We start from the raw sequence: 15,788 nt of genomic DNA, 5'->3' as shown, positions 1-15,788 counted from the left end.
GTTGAAAGGAAATTGATACTGAAAGTTATAACTTAATAATATAGGGGATTTTTTCTAATATCTGTAAAAATGATTAATAGGACGAGATTACATAATAAATGAATAGTAGGGTATATTTCGAATGTTTTATGTGGCATACATGTTAAAGTTTATAGAAATATTTCTGAAAGAGAATATATTTTGAAAAACAGTAAAGATTCTTTTTACTTATATTATAGATAGCTAGTTTTAGAGAGCTGAGGCTTACAATAAAACTAGCTATGAATAGGACATTCAAAAGGAGTTGGAATGTATGGGGTATATTGTAGACATTTCAAAATGGAATGGAACTATCAATTGGGATATTGCAGCATCTCAGCTAGATTTAGTGATTGCTAGAGTTCAAGATGGCTCTAATACGGTGGATTTTATGTATCAAAATTATGTTAGTGAAATGAAAAAGCATAGTATCCCATTCGGTAATTATGCTTTTTGCCGTTTTATATCTATTGCTGATGCAAAGAAAGAGGCACAAGATTTTTGGAATCGTGGTGATCAATCTGCTAAGTTTTGGGTAGCGGACGTAGAAGTTCAAACGATGGTAGATATGCAAGGTGGGACACAGGCATTTATTGATGAATTACGCCGTTTAGGTGCGGAAAAAGTAGGATTATATGTAGGGCATCACACGTATCTATCATTTGGAGCACGTAATATTGAAGTTGATTTCGTATGGATCCCTCGTTATGGAGGGAATAAGCCAGCATATCCATGCGATATGTGGCAATATACGGATTCAGGGAATGTTCCTGGGATTGGGAAATGTGATCTGAATCGATTAGTAGGAAATAAGTCACTTTCTTGGTTTATAAATTCGAACAAAGCAAATCAATCTAACATAGTGTATACACAGCAACCGAATGGCATTGGTATTGCAGTTTCGAAATATCCTGATGGATATGGAATAAATTTATATGAAAACCCCATGAATCCTCAATTTACAGGTACACTCACTCAAAAAATTCCATATTTAATCTTAGCAGGTTATTGGGGAGGCGGTGAGCAAGATATGATTTGTTTAGGGAACGATAAGCAGTGGGTATATTTAAAACATTTTAATGTGAAATGGTTTTATGCAACTTCAAAATATCCTGTCGGTTACGGAGTAAATTATTATGAAGAGCCTGAATGTATGAATTATAAAGGAAACATAGATGGATCGACATCTTTTCGAGTGTGGGGTAGAGTGGGAAATGCGGTAGATATCGGACAGAATAGTTGGATACCTGAAAAACATGTAATTATTAAGCAACTATAGAAGCTATATTTTTTTGAGAATTATATAAAGAGCCTTCTTACTATGCATAGTAAGAAGGCTCTTTATATTTAAAAATGAAAATACATGATACATAGTCAACTCATATGAAATGAATTACATGTAGAAAACACACTGTTTTCACAATGACTGTGTATAGTTAATTTGCATAATGATAAAAGTGAGGTATTTGAATTGAAAAAGAAGAAAATATTTATTGGAACAATTATTTCATGCATGATGCTAGCATTATCTGCATGTGGTTCCTCAGACAACGTAGTAACATCAAAAGTAGGAAATGTTACAGAGAAAGAATTAAGTAAAGAATTACGACAACAATATGGAGAAAGTACTTTATATCAAATGATGATAAGTAAGGCATTGCTAGATAAATATAAAGTTTCAGATGAGGAAGCAAAAAAGAAAGTAGAAGAAGCAAAAGATAAAATGGGTGAAAACTTTAAATCGACTTTAGAACAACTTGGGTTGAAAAATGAAGATGAATTAAAAGAAAAAATGAAGCCAGAAATTGCATTTGAGAAAGCAATTAAAGCAACAGTTACAGATAAAGATGTGAAAGATAACTATAAACCAGAAATGAAAGTAAGTCACATTTTAGTGAAAGATGAAAAAACGGCTAAAGAAATAAAGGAGAAAGTAAATAATGGTGAAGATTTTGCTGCCTTAGCAAAACAGTATTCAGAAGATACTGGTTCAAAGGAACAGGGCGGGGAAATATCTGGTTTTGCCCCTGGACAAACAGTGAAAGAATTTGAGGAAGCTGCGTATAAATTAGATGCAGGCCAAGTAAGTGAGCCGGTTAAAACAACTTACGGTTACCATATTATTAAAGTGACGGATAAAAAAGAATTGAAGCCATTTGATGAAGTAAAGGATAAAATTCGTAAAGATATAGAACAACAAAGACTACAAGATACGACAGGTAAATGGAAACAACAAGTAGTCAATGATTTATTGAAAGATGCTGATATTAAAGTGAATAATAAAGAATTTAAAGATACATTTAAATTTCTAGAAAAGAAATAATGACTGTAATCATAATTAGAAAAGGGAACTCATATAGAGTTCCCTTTTTCTAATTAGTGTGTGAGTTATAAATAGATAGTAAGACAATACAATATTACATTTAAATATTAAGAATTACAATGGAAAATTATGGATTATAATTATTTCAACGAAAGTGGATATTCTACGGTTTTCATTATGCAAGTTTATTACATATATTTACTCTTTAATAATGGATATCGAACATAATTTAAAAAATAATACATATAATGTTTTTGAATAAATATTTAACATGGATAATTAGTAAAAAGCTGAGCATTCGATTGGAAAGGATGTTCTTTTTCATATGAAAATTTTAGGATAAAGAATGAATCGTTTTAAACGCGTCATTTACCACATCAATAAATTAAGGTGGTGGAGAATATATGAAAGTAATCTTTCAAGGAGAGGGCGGCGCGAAAATTTTTGAGTCATATGATGAAAATGTAAGTGATTTATTAGCTATATTAAAAGAAACGAAAGGGATTAAAATCGGGATGGTTGAGTATAAAGTGTTAAAGTACGAACTTAATTATTTTCGTCATCCGAAAAAAGCGGATACAGAGAGAGAGTTACATATAATAGTACAACCTAAGTATATGTAATAAAATATAATAATAAAAATCATTGATTCAGTTTTGTAAAGTTCCATAGAGTATGTAAGAAAAGAGAGTGTTGTAAATGCTCTCTTTTCTTATGCTTTGTGAGTTCGTTCATCATAGTATATGTTTTCAGTTATAGATGGTTAATAAACGATAAAAATTTAAAACTTTTTCGTTTAGGCAGGGATTTTATATTTAAGTAAATAAATATACTATGAAGTATTTTTTATACGAATACTGGAGGAGTATAAAATGAGTTTAGCAAGTTACATAGGCTGTAATGTAGAAATTCCGTTAACGGATCCGGATTCTAATAATCTAATTGTTTTTGGACCGTGTTTTTCAGATGAAAGTATGCTTGAAATTGTACAAGATTATCAATTCCAAACAAATTACACATATGAGGTTTCAACTAGTTGGGGAATTGAACTTGTCGAGTGGCAAAATGTAAAGGAAAAAAAGAAGCGAAAGAAAAACTTTTAACTTTATGGAAGGTTATTTGGAAGATAGAGACTATTTTGAATTATTTAGTTGTTGGGTTGGTGATGAAGATAAGGAACGAGTAGGGGAATTGAACTTAAAAATAAATCATTTTAATATAGATGAATTATGTATTCCAGAAAGAACATTAGTTAGGATAGAAAAATAAGCTTTGAAATATTTTTTAGAAAAAGGCGATTTCACTTTGGGTGAAGTCGCCTTTTAGTTGTTATATGCATGTTATATAAGAAATGGGAAGTTTATTTGATAAAGGAAAAAAGTATGGAGATAAATAAAATTATGTTTTTTGTTAAGAAATAATAAGTATGGCTCTTCTCAAAAGAACGTAAGTTCGTGTATAATAGGAACGAATGTTCTTTTAAGAAGTAACCTAATTATAGTTTAGAAGTAAATTCGAGTTTAGTAAGTATTAAAAATAACTAAGTGATAGTATGGCTAAATAAATGTATAAATGATTAAGGAGATAAAAAATGAACGATGTAAAGATACAAAAAGAAGAAAGAGAGTGGGTTCCGTTTACAGTAATGTCCGAACAACTTTTAAATATGAGAAAGATTATTGGAGAGAAATTAAAAGTACAAAAACCGCTTTTAACAAATGAAGCAAAAGAGAGAATTTCTGATAAATTATTAACGTCATTACTGTCTGAGAAAGAAATATTGGTAACATATTTTGAAGAGGGTTACATACTAACAAGCTACATGACTGTTGTACATATCAATCCGGTAAAACAAATTGTAATTTGTACAGACGCCTTTTATAAAACTTACGTATTTAACGCTATGGATATTATTGAAATAACGTAAAAGAAGCTGAGTATTAAATGGCAGCTTCTTTTATTTCTGATTTATGAGACAAATAATACAAGAAAAAGCAGCTAGCTTCGTGCTAGCTGCTGAGCCCCAGGGAAAGGGAGAAAAAGATAGGGTACTCCAAAATCGACAAGAGCTGTCAAACAGCCTGATTATAGTATAGACAAATTAAAATTTTCTATACAGAAAGTTGAACATAAGATTAGGCTGTACCCACTTGGTTTTGATCTGCAAGGTCAGAATCAAATGTATTGGTCGCGCTAACACCGCTAAAAGTATTAACAACAAAACCAACGTTTGATGCGCCGGAACCATTATAAGCTTTCGTATTTTCTTTCGGAGAAACGTTGTAGAAATCACCTAAGTTAAATGATCCATTACTATTTTGTACAACTAAATTTCCTACAACTGATGGCATAATTTTCACCTGCTTTATAATAAGTTGTTAACATTATTATATGGAGTTATAGTCCAGATGGTTCATACAATAAAAATTGTGGAATAGTAAAACGTTTGGAGCATGGATTTCAATAAAAGTGTGTTAAAATTAATATAATAAAGTTGAGTAATTTTTTAAAAAAATTTGTATAATTGATATATATGAAAATAAAGGAGGCAAAATGTAATGAAAGATATTATGAAAAAAGTTGATTTAACAGATGCCAAATCAAGTAATCTTGTTGCATTAATTTATAGTAATGAAGTTATATTAGTTGAAGACGCATTTTGTCCAAATGAAATAAAATTAAAGTTTAATGAAATTGCAATTTTATCTGCAATTAAAACAGCCCATATTGCGAAAGTGTCTATTAGGAAAGAACTTGAAGCGCTTTTTCATGATACGGGTGTTATATTAGTGAAACAAAATGTTGATTATGGTAGTAGCCAATCTATTACCATGCATTTTGAGCAATTTAAAAAATTGCAAGATGAGATTGAACATTTAAATAAAAGTATATAATAAAGCAGCTAAATAAAGGTTCTATCATAAAGGTGGAATGTGTTGTGTTGAAAAAGTGGTTTAAAAATTATTTGGGTGAATCGCATTGTAAACATAAATATATTTTTATTAAGATGCAGGATAATGAGGATTTTAAAAAAGGTACATTAGGTGTAGTTTATATTTACCGGTGTGAGAAATGTGGAAAAGAGAAGTTTAAATGTAAAAACAATAATGAAATAAACAATGAATTTTTAGATATATAGCAAAAAGTAACCATGATGGTTACTTTTTTTACTTATATATGCAATATCAAAACCATTACTAAAGTATGAGTTGAGTTGATACTATAGTAAATCGCTGAATAAAAATGAAGAGAGTAAGATATAGGGAAGGAGGATGAGAGAAATGAAGCGAAAAGAAATTAGTAAATCTGTAATTATTACAGGTGTGACACAAGGGTTAGGACGTGCAATGGTTGAGCGATTTCATGAATTAGGGTGGAACATATATGGTTGTGGACGTTCAAAAGATAAAATTGAAGAACTAAAAAAACAGTACAGTAAAATACATGATTTCCAAGTAATTGATGTTTCAGATTCTCAGCAAGTTAATAACTGGGCAAATTATATATTTAATAGACATACGGCTCCCGATCTGATAATAAATAATGCATCGATTGTAAATCAAAATGCACAACTTTGGAAAATTACGGCTCAAGAATTCGAAAATGTAATGAATGTAAACGTGAATGGTGTAGTAAATGTAATAAGAGCGTTTGTTCCCGCAATGGTAGCTAGGAAAGAAGGAATTATCATTAATATGAGTTCTAGTTGGGGGAGAGAAGGTGAAGCTGAGCTTGCGCCATATTGTGCCTCGAAATTTGCAATTGAAGGTATCACTAAATCTATGGCCCTGGAATTACCCCATGGCATGGCTGTAGTTGCTTTAGATCCTGGAGGGAGTATTAGTACTCCAATGCTGAAGTCATGTGCGCCACAATATATAAATGAATCGCCTACACCTGAAACTTGGTCACATAAAGCGATTGAATATATATTGAATATAACAATAGATAAAAATGGAGATTCATTGACATGCCCAGCATGCGTATAAAAGCACCTTTAAGGTGCTTTTTATATTAGTAGCACATTATATCATTCACAAAATTACATCTGAAAAATAAAATAAAAGATTAAGGGTGAGATTTGTTTGTTTTGAAAGCTTTAGAAAATATTTGAATAGGTGATAAAAATGAATCCAAGCAGTTTAAAAGTGACAGGGGCATGGTTTCAAGTAGGGGGGAATCTTACAGCTGCTATTGGAACGACAAGAGGATTTATTGGAGAAGAGAAAGTTGAATCGGAACTTGTTATTGTAGGAAGCTCATTACAAGCCCTCGGGTATATATTACAAATCATTGCGAGCAATTATGATGATGGGGAAGAAAAAAGAGAGAATCAAAGTAAATTACTTGATCAAATAGGAATTGAGTTATTAGCATTAGGAAATATATCAAATGTAATAGGAATATATTTTAATATAAATGAACAATTGAAAGAAAATGATTATCTTATCATTACAGGGAACAGTTTACAATCGATTGGTGCTTTTTTAGGAGTAGAAGCAGCTTTGGTGGATATAAATGTATTACAGAAAATTATTATACTGGGTAACTCCATGCAAAGTTTAGGAGCTGGATTACAAGCGTATCAAGGTGTTTTAAATGTATTGAAAGATGAGAAAGAAAATAAAGATAGTATTTTTGATAAGAAGGATGAGAGAATCATTGCACTCATTGGTATTTGGATACAAGCGATAGGAACGTTAATTTCCGCAATTGGAATAACTGCAATAGAGGAAGAAAATAGGCTAGAAAACAATGAAAAGTCTGAAATACTTATATAAATAGAAGGAGATACATTGATTTTAGAGGCAGGTTAAGATTAAAATGGTAGTAGGTTTTTTTGCGTATATTTTGAAAAGTGATATATAAAATACAAAATAAGGAGTTTTCAAGGGATGATGTATTTATTAGCAATTTTTCTTCCACCTGTTGCTGTATTATTTTGTGGAAAACCAATTCAGGCAATCATAAATTTCATATTAACATTAATATTTTGGGTTCCAGGAGTTATACACGCAATTCTTGTAGTGCATGATAAAAAAGCTGATCGGCGTTTGAAAAAACAAATTCAAGCATATGATGAAATTAATAAGAGAAATCGAAGATAATTCATCTGCCAAATGTTTTTAAAAGAAAGGAGGATTAACCTCCTTTCTTTTTTAGTGGGTGTTAAGTTTAAATTTTTGTGTGGCGGAAAGAATTTTTAATGTAAGTATTATGATAATAACTTTTAGATTGTGCATGTAATAGGCCAGTATAAATGCTTTCTGGTACATTAAAGAAATCATACATACCATGCTTTAATTGGATTCGCAAAATCATAGAAAAAGGATTATAACCAACAGCAACTATATTTTTTGAGGTAACCGGAGATAGCTTCATTATTATGCAACTCCTTATTTTTCATTTTTAATAATTCTTTGTAGGTAACGGTATTGTGGTGTTGAAATCTTTATAATTAAAGAGGTATTATACCTATATTCAATATATTTAATATTGGTTATACGTAATTATAAGTAAGTTCACACGAAGTTCATATCGATATGCTATTTTTATTTCACCTTTGATTTATTAATAAGAAAATATTGACCATTTGAAAAAAAGGTATATTATTTATACGAGGTAATAAAAATTCACTTCTTTCATTATTATGCTAAAAGGGGCAGCATTATTAGAAAATTAGAAGTGAAAATAGTATGTATAAGAGCCATTCTAAAATTTGTAATCTGTGAATTGGGAAAATATTGAATGCTCCAGGTCAGTACACTTTCTTGCCTAAACGTATTTACGAAAGTGACCTCAATATTTTAAATTAAATCAACGGGAGAATTGAAAGGCAGGAGAAAGTAACATGTCAGAAAATTATCGTTCTCGCGAGGAGCGACGACAAGTTAAAAAGAAAAAACAACCAGCTTCTAAAACACAAAAACCAAAAGGTAAAACATCATTTTTCCGCAAGTTTTTAATTACTTGTTTATTACTTGGTATTGTAGGTTTAGTGGCGGGGGTTGCTACCTTTTTCGTAATGATTAAGGACGCACCAAAACTGGAAAAAGCAAAACTTGTTAATCCGTTATCCTCAAAAATTTATGATAAAAACGGGGATTTGGTATATGAATATGGAAAAGAAAAAAGGACGAATGTTACGTATGATCAAATACCTAAATTAGTAGAAAATGCATTTTTAGCGACAGAAGATTCACGTTTTTATGAGCATAGCGGAGTAGACTTTAAAGGTACTGCCCGTGCTGTTTTAGTGAGTCTTAAAGGAGATTATGGCTCTCAAGGTGGAAGTACGATAACGCAGCAAGTTATTAAAAACTACTTCTTATCTATGGATAAAACACCAAAGCGTAAGGCGCAAGAAATATATTTAGCTTATAAGCTAGAACAACAGTATTCAAAACATGAAATATTAGAGATGTACTTAAATAAAATTAACTTAGGTAATCGTTCATATGGTATCGCAACAGCAGCACAAAACTACTATGGTAAAGAATTGAAGGACTTAACATTACCAGAAGTTGCGATGCTTGCAGGTTTACCGAAAGCACCGAATAACTATGATCCAACGAAAAAAGAAAATGTTCAAAAAGCAACAGAAAGAAGAAATGTTGTTCTAAGTTTAATGAACCGACATGGATATATAACAAAACAGGAAATGGAAGAAGCATCAAAAGTTGACGTAGAAAAGGGGCTTAAGCCTGCAGCTCAACTACAAACAATGCCATACCCTGCATTTATGGATGCAGTTGTGAAAGAAGTAGAAAAAGAATTGCCAGATGCTAATATTGGTTCTGACGGTTTAGAAATTTATACAACGTTAGATCCGAAAGCACAGAAACTTGCTGATAATATTTTAAATAATAATATCATTGATTATCCAAACGATAAATTCCAAGGTGCATTCACATTTATGGATACGAAAACAGGAGAAGTTCGTGCTATAGGTAGTGGCCGTGGAGAAAATAAAGCTGTATTTAAAGGGCATAATATGGCAATTGAATTAGATCGTGCAGCTGGTTCAACGATGAAGCCAATTTTCGACTATGCTCCTGCAATTGAATATTTAAAATGGGCTACGTATCATCAAATCGATGACTCTCCATTTAAGTATTCAACGGGTCAAGAAGTTCGAAATGCAGATAGAAGTCATATGGGTCCAATTACGATGCGTGAAGCATTAAAAATGTCGCGTAATATTCCTGCAATTAAAACTGCAAAAGAAGTAGGGATTAGTAAATCAAAAGAATTCTCTGAGAAACTAGGTATTACATTTAATACAGCACCGACAGAATCGACAGCGATTGGTACAAATGAAGTATCGCCAACTGAAATAGCGGGTGCTTATGCGGCATTTGGTAATGAAGGTAAATATACGAAACCGCATTTTGTTAAGAAAGTCGTTTATCCAGACGGTAAGTCACAAAGTTTTGGACAAAAACCAAAACAAGTTATGACAGATTCTACCGCATACATGATTACTGATATGCTTCGTTCTGTAGTTACATCGGGTACTGGTACATCGGCAAATGTAGGCTCTTTAGATGTAGCTGGTAAAACGGGTACGACAAACTATTCATCAAAGCAATTAGCTCAATATAAAATTCCAGAAAGTGCAACTCGTGATAGTTGGTTTGCTGGATATACACCGCAATATACGATGGCAGTATGGACTGGGTATATGAAAGATGGTAAAAACGAGTATATTAGTAGTAAAAATACGAAAATTGCACAGTTAATCTTTAAAGAAATGATGAGCGAAATGGCTACAGATAAATCACGCTTTAAAATGCCAAGTAGCGTTATTCAAGAAGGTAGTGAGCTACGTATAAAAGGTGAAAAACGTGATTCATCGCCAAATACTAGCGTACCGGATACAACGGAGCAACCAAAACAAGATCAACAGCAAAAAACTGAAGAAGAGAAAAAGCAAGAAGAATTAAAGAAACAAGAAGAACTGAAAAAACAAGAAGAACAAAAGAAACAAGAGGAACTTAAGAAGCAAGAAGAACAAAAGAAACTAGAAGAGCAAAAGAAACAAGAAGAACAAAATAATGGAAATGGCCAAGGAACGACACCTCCAGCAAATAACGGAGGAGGTCAAGGAAATACGACACCTCCAGCAAATAATGGAGGAGGTCAAGGAAATACGACACCTCCAGCAAATAACGGAGGAGGTCAAGGAAATACGACACCTCCGGCAAATAATGGAGGAGGTCAAGGAAATACAACTCCACCAGCGACCACACCACCAGAGACTGGCGGTAATGCAGGAGAGACCCCTGCTAATAACGGGCAATAAGAAAAATTTATAAAAAATATTAAAAAGCACTTAAGATTTGTGAAAATTACAATCTTAAGTGCTTTTTTCGTTTAAATGTAGTAGCTATGAAATGATGTGTTTTAAATGTTAAACGTACCATAAAAATTTTGAAAATAAATTGATGGGAAATGATAAAAGACTTGAGCCTGAGGTAGTGGAGCATGGCTAGGATGATAAAAGGTAGTGCTACTTGGATGGGCACCATGATGCCAAAATGAAGGGGTAGCTTGACCTGGTGATTGGTATTGTTGCCAAATTGCTGGAAGTTCAATGCCGACATCGGAACTTGCTGTATGAACGGCGGGGGCATGTATTTCGGGTATCGAAGGAACCGCGACAGTTACTCTTGATGATAATACCCACATAAAATAATCACTCCTAAGTTGTGATAATAAATTAGTATATTCTTTTCACACGTATAAAGGTACATATATAGGACTTTCGTTTAAAATATGCGTACAAAGTCTTAAGACTAATGTAAGCTGATGGTGGACTATTTAATATGAAAAGATACGTCTATTTGCGGAGGGAAAAGAGATAAAAAAAATATACAATGAGGGTGTTAATCGTAATATTTTACGAGTGTATGGAGGTATTTTTATGGAACGATTATGGACGAAATCATTTATTCAAATGACTTTCGCAATGTTATTTTTATTTACAGGATTTTATTTACTTGTTCCAACGCTCCCGCTCTTTATTAAAGAGATAGGTGGCAATGAATCGCAAGTTGGACTTATGATGGGGATGTTTACAATAGCTGCTGTTGTAATACGACCGATTATTGGAGGAATGTTAGATCAATATGGTAGAAGATCCTTTATTATTTTCGGACTCATCTTTTTTGGCTTAACGATGTACTCCTATAATATAGCATCGACTATTGTCCTTTTAGCTGTTTTACGTGTTATTCACGGAGTAACATGGGCTGTTTCTACAACAGCTGTTGGAACAGCAATAACGGATATTATTCCAGATTCACGCCGCGGTGAAGGTATGGGTTGGTATGGGATGGCGATGACAATTGCAATGGCGATTGGACCTATGATTGGATTATGGGTTGTGCAAAATTATTCATTTGATGGTCTATTTTTATTAGCGACGTTGTTATCTTTTATGGCAGTTGTATTATCATTAATAACGAAGATCCCATTTACGCCACAAAAAGAAAAAGGGAAAATTCAGCTATTTGAGAAATCCGTATTAACAATCACGATTGTAGTATTCTTTTTATCGTTTGCATATGGAGGAATAACAACCTTTTTACCGTTATTTGCATCATCAATTCATGTAAACCCGGGAACTTTCTTTCTTGTATATGCAATTGCATTAACAATTGTAAGACCAATTTCAGGGAAACTATTAGATAAGTATGGAGAAGTATTCATCATACTTCCAGCATTATGTATTACTATTTTAGCTATAGTTGTTTTAACTATCTCAAATGGTTTGATAGGTGTAATTATCGCAGCAACATTATACGGTATTGGATTTGGTTCAGCGCAGCCAGCTTTGCAAGCGGCAATGCTTACAATTGTCGATCCGAGTAAAAGAGGAGTTGCAAATGCTTCATTTTTTACAGCGTTTGATTTAGGAATCGGGTTAGGTGCTATTTTACTTGGAGTTGTTTCACAAATGTTTGGTTATCGTATTTTATTTTCAGGGAGTGCAATTTCAGCATTGATAGCCTTAATTATTTTCGTCTTCTTTGTAAAACAACGATTAGGAAAAAAAGAGTTTGCGTAAACTGGAGGAATAAAGATGAGAATTTTAATTGATCGTAAAGCTCTGCAATGGTTCCAGGAAGAATTACGTATAAAGCACGGTGAATCTGTACGTTTTACTGTAAGGTACGGAGGGGATAGTTCAATTCAGCCCGGATATTCTTTAGGGGTTGTTGCTGAGAAACCTGATGGCGAAATAGTGTCAGTTGAGAAGGAAGGTATTATATTTTTTGTAGATTCTGATGATCTTTGGTATTTTCAAAACTATGATTTATTTGTAAGTTATCATGAGGAAATGGAAGAAATTCAATTTAATTATGTAAAATAATAACTTTATTAAAAATGAATAAGTTTTATATAAAAATTATATTTAAGAGATAGTGAAATAAATATCATATAGTAACGAGCTGTATTTATGTACAGCTCGTTTTTTCTATTTCTCAAATAAAATTAGAATAATTGTATATTTGGCGGTGTTATATGAAAAATCTTTATATTTTGTTTTTGAAAATACGCAAAGAAGTCTATCCTTTCTTTATAAAATATAAGAATTATTTTCAAAAAATTGTATTGTTACAGTAAGAAAAGTGTAGGAAACTTATCATTATAAAATAAATTGAAATCTTCTAAAAACTCTGATACATTGAAATAGAAATGTAGTTTCACAATATTGTAAAGGCTTACAGTTATGTGCACGAAGATCTATTAGGATTGGAGGAAATAATGATGAAAGCTGAAGAGAAATTTTCCCCGGGATTAGATGGTATAGTGGCAGCGGAGACGAAAATCTCGTTTCTTGACACAATAAAAGGTGAAATTGTAATTCAAGGGTATGACTTAATCGAACTCTCAAAAACAAAAGAGTATTTAGACATTGTGCACCTTTTATTGGAGGAACATCTACCGAATGAAGATGAAAAAGCAACACTTGAAAAGAAATTAAAAGAAGAATATGCAGTACCAGAAGGTGTATTCAACGTACTAAAGGCATTGCCTAAAGAGACGCATCCCATGGATGGATTACGTACAGGTGTGTCAGCGTTAGCTGGTTACGATAATGATATCGAAAACCGCTCGTTAGAAGTGAATAAAAGCCGAGGGTACAAGCTGTTAAGTAAAGTGCCAAACATTGTAGCAAATAGCTATCATATTTTAAATAATGAGGAGCCAATTGAACCTCTTAAAGAATTATCTTATAGTGCGAATTTCTTCTATATGTTAACTGGTAAAAAACCAACTGAACTTGAGGAAAAGATCTTTGATCGTTCCCTTGTTTTATATAGTGAGCATGAAATGCCAAACTCTACATTTACAGCTCGCGTTATTGCATCAACACAATCAGATTTATACGGCGCTCTAACAGGTGCAGTTGCATCTTTAAAAGGAAGTTTACATGGCGGTGCAAATGAAGCGGTTATGTACATGCTTTTAGAAGCTGGTAATGTTGAGAAATTTGAAGAGTTATTACAGAAGAAACTATATAACAAAGAAAAAATTATGGGCTTTGGACACCGTGTTTATATGAAGAAGATGGATCCAAGAGCACTTATGATGAAGGAAGCTTTAAAACAGTTATGTGATGTAAAAGGTGATTATACACTATATGAAATGTGTGAAGCTGGAGAAAAGATTATGGAAAAAGAAAAAGGAATTTATCCAAATCTTGATTATTATGCAGCTCCAGTATATTGGATGCTAGGTATTCCAATTCAACTGTACACACCAATCTTCTTTAGCTCTAGAACAGTGGGGTTATGTGCGCACGTTATTGAGCAACATGCAAATAATCGTTTGTTCCGTCCACGTGTAAATTATATTGGCGAGCGACATGTACTTAGTAAATAAGAACAACTGGGGAGTTGTTAGCGCCGCCCGCCAGATGGGTGTTTGACCGACACCCATCATTAATAATAACGAATTTTCGACAGAAAGGGAAGAATAGCATGATTAAAACAAATGAAATTAAGCAAAAAGATGCATTATTAGAAGAGATTACCGATTATGTATTAAATAAAGAGGTTACTAGTGCAGAAGCATTCAGTACAGCTCGTTACGTATTACTTGATACACTTGGATGTGGAATTTTAGCACTGCAATATCCAGAATGTACGAAATTACTAGGACCAGTTGTACCAGGAACAATCGTGCCAAATGGTACACGTGTACCAGGTACGTCTTATGTACTAGATCCAGTAAAAGGCGCATTTAATATCGGATGTATGATCCGTTGGTTAGACTATAACGATACTTGGCTTGCAGCAGAGTGGGGACATCCATCTGATAACCTAGGCGGAATTTTAGCAGTTGCAGATTATATTAGCCGTGTTCGTATTTCAGAAGGAAAAGAAGCTTTAAAAGTACGTGAAGTATTAGAAATGATGATTAAAGCACATGAAATTCAAGGCGTGCTTGCTTTAGAAAACAGCTTAAACAGAGTTGGTCTTGACCATGTATTATATGTAAAAGTAGCAACAACTGCAGTAGTTGCGAAAATGCTTGGCGGAACACGTGAAGAAATCTTTAATGCATTATCACATGCGTGGATTGATAACTCTAGTCTTCGTACATATCGTCATGCTCCAAATACGGGCTCACGTAAATCATGGGCTGCAGGTGACGCAACGAGCCGCGGTGTTCATCTTGCAATGACTGCTCTAAAAGGTGAAATGGGTTATCCAACAGCATTATCTGCGCCAGGATGGGGATTCCAAGATGTATTATTCAATAAACAAGAATTAAAATTAGCAAGACCACTAGAGTCATATGTAATGGAAAATGTATTATTTAAAGTGTCATATCCAGCAGAATTCCATGCACAAACGGCTGCAGAATGTGCAGTGAAGTTGCATCCGGAAATTAAAGAGAGATTAGATGAAATTGACCGTATTACAATTACAACTCATGAATCAGCAATTCGTATTATTGATAAAGAAGGTCCATTAAATAACCCAGCTGATCGTGATCATTGCTTACAATACATTACGGCAATTGGTTTATTAAAAGGAGATATCGTTGCAGACGATTATGAAGATGCAGTAGCAAACGATCCATGTGTAGATGAATTACGTAATAAGATGGTTGTTGTTGAAAACAAACAGTACAGTTTAGATTACCTTGACCCGAACAAGCGCTCAATCGCCAACGCTGTTCAAGTTCACTTTAAAGATGGCACAGTAACAGAAAATGTGGAATGTGAATATCCACTTGGTCACCGCTTCCGTAGAGACGAAGCAATTCCAAAAGTTGTTCAAAAATTCACTGCAAATATGGCAGGTCATTATTCTAGTAAGCAACAAGAACAAATTCATGAAGTTTGTTTAAATGAAGAAAAACTAGAAAATATGAATGTAAACGAATTTGTAGATCTATTCTTAATTTAATAATAGGGGGAATTTAG

Annotated in this window: 19 protein-coding genes; 16 read left to right on the top strand and 3 right to left on the bottom strand. The window is 33.0% G+C overall.

Annotated features, from left to right (window positions below):
* The first annotated feature begins 292 nt into the window (after positions 1-292).
* The 6 genes from QO049_RS13950 (at position 293) to QO049_RS13925 (ending at position 4,268) form a co-directional block, all read left to right on the top strand.
* Positions 293-1,297: a glycoside hydrolase family 25 protein gene (locus QO049_RS13950; protein ID WP_044584425.1), complete on the top strand. Its 1,005-nt coding sequence runs from the start codon at positions 293-295 to the stop codon at positions 1,295-1,297.
* Between the two features lie 192 nt (positions 1,298-1,489).
* Complete coding sequence (locus tag QO049_RS13945; protein WP_246962649.1) at positions 1,490-2,341, top strand: peptidylprolyl isomerase PrsA; 852 nt, start codon at positions 1,490-1,492, stop codon at positions 2,339-2,341.
* A 404-nt stretch (positions 2,342-2,745) separates the two neighbouring features.
* The gene (locus tag QO049_RS13940) at positions 2,746-2,964 is read left to right on the top strand and encodes a hypothetical protein (RefSeq protein WP_000864279.1); all 219 of its coding nucleotides are present in this window, start codon (positions 2,746-2,748) and stop codon (positions 2,962-2,964) included.
* A 249-nt stretch (positions 2,965-3,213) separates the two neighbouring features.
* Entirely contained in the window at positions 3,214-3,444 is a 231-nt protein-coding gene (locus tag QO049_RS13935) for a KH domain-containing protein (protein ID WP_000050517.1), read from the top strand.
* A gap of 16 nt (positions 3,445-3,460) precedes the next feature.
* Positions 3,461-3,610 carry a hypothetical protein gene (locus tag QO049_RS13930; RefSeq protein WP_170953015.1) on the top strand — a complete coding sequence of 50 codons (150 nt, stop codon included), beginning with the start codon at positions 3,461-3,463 and terminating at the stop codon, positions 3,608-3,610.
* A 322-nt stretch (positions 3,611-3,932) separates the two neighbouring features.
* Complete coding sequence (locus QO049_RS13925; RefSeq protein WP_144502067.1) at positions 3,933-4,268, top strand: YolD-like family protein; 336 nt, start codon at positions 3,933-3,935, stop codon at positions 4,266-4,268.
* Positions 4,269-4,476: 208 nt separating this feature from the next.
* On the opposite strand, the gene gerPF is transcribed toward QO049_RS13925, so the two are convergent.
* On the bottom strand, positions 4,477-4,692 hold the full coding sequence (gerPF, locus tag QO049_RS13920) for a spore germination protein GerPF (protein WP_001141569.1): 216 nt from the start codon (positions 4,690-4,692) through the stop codon (positions 4,477-4,479).
* A gap of 207 nt (positions 4,693-4,899) precedes the next feature.
* Here gerPF and QO049_RS13915 point away from each other — a divergent pair, with 207 nt between their 5' ends.
* From QO049_RS13915 to QO049_RS13895, 5 genes are all read left to right on the top strand, one after another.
* Positions 4,900-5,235, top strand: a complete 336-nt coding sequence (locus QO049_RS13915; RefSeq protein WP_000651906.1) for a hypothetical protein — start codon at positions 4,900-4,902, stop codon at positions 5,233-5,235.
* Positions 5,236-5,279: 44 nt separating this feature from the next.
* Positions 5,280-5,480: a hypothetical protein gene (locus QO049_RS13910; RefSeq protein ID WP_061655253.1), complete on the top strand. Its 201-nt coding sequence runs from the start codon at positions 5,280-5,282 to the stop codon at positions 5,478-5,480.
* A gap of 142 nt (positions 5,481-5,622) precedes the next feature.
* Entirely contained in the window at positions 5,623-6,330 is a 708-nt protein-coding gene (locus tag QO049_RS13905) for an SDR family oxidoreductase (protein ID WP_246962651.1), read from the top strand.
* 138 nt (positions 6,331-6,468) lie between these two features.
* The gene (locus tag QO049_RS13900) at positions 6,469-7,122 is read left to right on the top strand and encodes a DUF6944 family repetitive protein (RefSeq protein WP_001070041.1); all 654 of its coding nucleotides are present in this window, start codon (positions 6,469-6,471) and stop codon (positions 7,120-7,122) included.
* 114 nt (positions 7,123-7,236) lie between these two features.
* Positions 7,237-7,449, top strand: a complete 213-nt coding sequence (locus tag QO049_RS13895; protein WP_000990219.1) for a YqaE/Pmp3 family membrane protein — start codon at positions 7,237-7,239, stop codon at positions 7,447-7,449.
* Positions 7,450-7,516: 67 nt separating this feature from the next.
* Here QO049_RS13895 and QO049_RS13890 read toward each other — a convergent pair whose 3' ends face one another.
* The gene (locus tag QO049_RS13890; protein WP_000777843.1) at positions 7,517-7,723 is read right to left on the bottom strand and encodes a KTSC domain-containing protein; all 207 of its coding nucleotides are present in this window, start codon (positions 7,721-7,723) and stop codon (positions 7,517-7,519) included.
* 469 nt (positions 7,724-8,192) lie between these two features.
* Between QO049_RS13890 and QO049_RS13885 the strand changes: the two genes are divergently transcribed.
* Positions 8,193-10,646: a transglycosylase domain-containing protein gene (locus QO049_RS13885; protein ID WP_284489301.1), complete on the top strand. Its 2,454-nt coding sequence runs from the start codon at positions 8,193-8,195 to the stop codon at positions 10,644-10,646.
* Positions 10,647-10,747: 101 nt separating this feature from the next.
* Here QO049_RS13885 and QO049_RS13880 read toward each other — a convergent pair whose 3' ends face one another.
* Entirely contained in the window at positions 10,748-11,032 is a 285-nt protein-coding gene (locus QO049_RS13880) for a hypothetical protein (RefSeq protein ID WP_000270101.1), read from the bottom strand.
* 235 nt (positions 11,033-11,267) lie between these two features.
* Here QO049_RS13880 and QO049_RS13875 point away from each other — a divergent pair, with 235 nt between their 5' ends.
* The 4 genes from QO049_RS13875 (at position 11,268) to prpD (ending at position 15,771) form a co-directional block, all read left to right on the top strand.
* Complete coding sequence (locus QO049_RS13875; protein ID WP_000440662.1) at positions 11,268-12,413, top strand: MFS transporter; 1,146 nt, start codon at positions 11,268-11,270, stop codon at positions 12,411-12,413.
* A 15-nt stretch (positions 12,414-12,428) separates the two neighbouring features.
* Complete coding sequence (locus QO049_RS13870) at positions 12,429-12,719, top strand: HesB/YadR/YfhF family protein (RefSeq protein WP_134995354.1); 291 nt, start codon at positions 12,429-12,431, stop codon at positions 12,717-12,719.
* 395 nt (positions 12,720-13,114) lie between these two features.
* Positions 13,115-14,236: a citrate synthase gene (gene mmgD / locus QO049_RS13865; RefSeq protein ID WP_246962655.1), complete on the top strand. Its 1,122-nt coding sequence runs from the start codon at positions 13,115-13,117 to the stop codon at positions 14,234-14,236.
* 98 nt (positions 14,237-14,334) lie between these two features.
* Positions 14,335-15,771, top strand: a complete 1,437-nt coding sequence (gene prpD, locus QO049_RS13860) for a 2-methylcitrate dehydratase (RefSeq protein WP_246962657.1) — start codon at positions 14,335-14,337, stop codon at positions 15,769-15,771.
* Positions 15,772-15,788 lie beyond the last annotated feature (17 nt).

This window comes from Bacillus sp. RB3 (assembly GCF_030164735.1).
In the GTDB taxonomy this organism is placed as follows: domain Bacteria; phylum Bacillota; class Bacilli; order Bacillales; family Bacillaceae_G; genus Bacillus_A; species Bacillus_A cereus.
The sequence above is the reverse complement of the archived record's forward strand: the minus strand, read 5'-3'. Positions and strand labels throughout refer to the sequence as shown.

Bases quoted from the DNA above. Each gene is read 5' to 3' on its own strand.
- QO049_RS13885 (WP_284489301.1), top strand. From the start codon at position 8,193: ATGTCAGAAAATTATCGTTCTCGCGAGGAGCGACGACAAGTTAAAAAG.
- QO049_RS13900 (WP_001070041.1), top strand. From the start codon at position 6,469: ATGAATCCAAGCAGTTTAAAAGTGACAGGGGCATGGTTTCAAGTAGGG.
- mmgD (WP_246962655.1), top strand. From the start codon at position 13,115: ATGATGAAAGCTGAAGAGAAATTTTCCCCGGGATTAGATGGTATAGTG.
- QO049_RS13925 (WP_144502067.1), top strand. From the start codon at position 3,933: ATGAACGATGTAAAGATACAAAAAGAAGAAAGAGAGTGGGTTCCGTTT.
- gerPF (WP_001141569.1), bottom strand. From the start codon at position 4,692: ATGCCATCAGTTGTAGGAAATTTAGTTGTACAAAATAGTAATGGATCA.
- QO049_RS13880 (WP_000270101.1), bottom strand. From the start codon at position 11,032: ATGTGGGTATTATCATCAAGAGTAACTGTCGCGGTTCCTTCGATACCC.
- QO049_RS13905 (WP_246962651.1), top strand. From the start codon at position 5,623: ATGAAGCGAAAAGAAATTAGTAAATCTGTAATTATTACAGGTGTGACA.
- QO049_RS13895 (WP_000990219.1), top strand. From the start codon at position 7,237: ATGATGTATTTATTAGCAATTTTTCTTCCACCTGTTGCTGTATTATTT.
- QO049_RS13950 (WP_044584425.1), top strand. From the start codon at position 293: ATGGGGTATATTGTAGACATTTCAAAATGGAATGGAACTATCAATTGG.
- QO049_RS13875 (WP_000440662.1), top strand. From the start codon at position 11,268: ATGGAACGATTATGGACGAAATCATTTATTCAAATGACTTTCGCAATG.
- prpD (WP_246962657.1), top strand. From the start codon at position 14,335: ATGATTAAAACAAATGAAATTAAGCAAAAAGATGCATTATTAGAAGAG.
- QO049_RS13870 (WP_134995354.1), top strand. From the start codon at position 12,429: ATGAGAATTTTAATTGATCGTAAAGCTCTGCAATGGTTCCAGGAAGAA.
- QO049_RS13935 (WP_000050517.1), top strand. From the start codon at position 3,214: ATGAGTTTAGCAAGTTACATAGGCTGTAATGTAGAAATTCCGTTAACG.
- QO049_RS13890 (WP_000777843.1), bottom strand. From the start codon at position 7,723: ATGAAGCTATCTCCGGTTACCTCAAAAAATATAGTTGCTGTTGGTTAT.
- QO049_RS13940 (WP_000864279.1), top strand. From the start codon at position 2,746: ATGAAAGTAATCTTTCAAGGAGAGGGCGGCGCGAAAATTTTTGAGTCA.
- QO049_RS13915 (WP_000651906.1), top strand. From the start codon at position 4,900: ATGAAAGATATTATGAAAAAAGTTGATTTAACAGATGCCAAATCAAGT.